2 protein-coding genes are annotated in these 1,278 nt (G+C 69.1%); one reads left to right on the plus strand and one right to left on the minus strand.

The features are described from left to right. The coding region (locus tag ADBZ5U_RS16445; protein ID WP_526811974.1) for an OsmC family protein at positions 1-455 on the plus strand (455 nt) is incomplete at its 5' end. Here ADBZ5U_RS16445 and ADBZ5U_RS16450 read toward each other — a convergent pair. Next, positions 394-1,278: alpha-isopropylmalate synthase regulatory domain-containing protein (locus ADBZ5U_RS16450; protein ID WP_526811976.1), on the minus strand; the 885-nt coding region annotated here is incomplete at its 5' end. The genes ADBZ5U_RS16445 and ADBZ5U_RS16450 overlap by 62 nt on opposite strands.

Genomic DNA, 1,278 nt, shown 5'->3' on the forward strand with positions numbered 1-1,278 from the left:
CCGGCCGGGGCAGGTTCCAGCAGGCGATCACCATGGGCGGCCATCGTCTCGTCGCCGACGAACCGGCGGGCGTCGGCGGTATCGACAGCGGACCGTCGCCCTATGACCTACTGCTGGCCGCGCTCGGGGCGTGTAGGGCGATGACGCTGCGGATGTACGCCGACCGCAAGGCCCTTCCGATGCAGGGCGTGTCGGTTCTGTTGCGGCACGCCAAGATTCACGCCGCCGACTGCCAAACCTGCGAGACGCGCCAAGGGTGGGTCGACCGGATCGAGCGGCTGATCACCCTCGACGGCGATCTCGACGACACCATGCGGGCCCGTCTGCTCGACATCGCCGACAAATGCCCGGTGCACCGGACCCTGACGTCCGAGGTGGACATCCGGACCGAACTCAGCCCAGCCGGGCCGCCCGGTTCACCGCCGACACCACCGCCCGCAGCGACGCCGTCGTGATCGACGTGGCGATGCCCACGCCCCAGAAGGTGCGCCCGCCCACCGAGGCCTCCACGTAGGCGGCCGCCGTGGCCTCCTCGCCGGCCGACATGGCGTGCTCGGAGTAGTCCAGCACGTGCACGTCGATGCCCACGGTGCCCAGGGCGTCGACGAACGCCGCCAGCGGACCGTTGCCCTCACCGCGGATCTCCCGTTCGACGCCGTCGACCTTCACGACCGCCTCGATGACGTCGGTGCCGCCGTCGACCTCGGAGCCGATCACCCGCTGGCGGATGCGCTCCAGCGGCCGGACCGGGGCCAGATACTCCTCGGCGAACGCGTCCCACATCTCCTTGCTCGAAACCTCGCCACCCTCGCCGGCTGAGCCCTCGGCGATCCGTTGGATCACCCTGCTGAACTCGATCTGCAACCGGCGCGGCAGCACCAGACCGTGATCGGCCTTCATGATGTAGGCCACCCCGCCCTTGCCGGACTGTGAGTTCACCCGGATGACGGCCTCGTAGGTGCGCCCGACGTCCTTGGGGTCGATCGGCAGATACGGCACCTGCCACAGGATGTCCTCGACGTCGGCGCCGGCTTCGTCGGCGGCGACCTTCATGGCGTCCAGGCCCTTGTTGACGGCGTCCTGGTGGCTGCCGGAGAACGCGGTGTACACCAGGTCGCCGCCGTAGGGGTGACGTTCGTGGACCGGCAACTGGTTGCAGTGCTCCACGGTGCGGCGGATCTCGTCGATGTTGGAGAAGTCGATCTGCGGGTCAACGCCCCGGGAGAACAGGTTCAGCCCGAGCGTCACCAGGCAGACGTTCCCGGTGCGCTCACCGTT

This window comes from Mycobacterium sp., from assembly GCF_040398885.1.
GTDB lineage: Bacteria > Actinomycetota > Actinomycetes > Mycobacteriales > Mycobacteriaceae > Mycobacterium.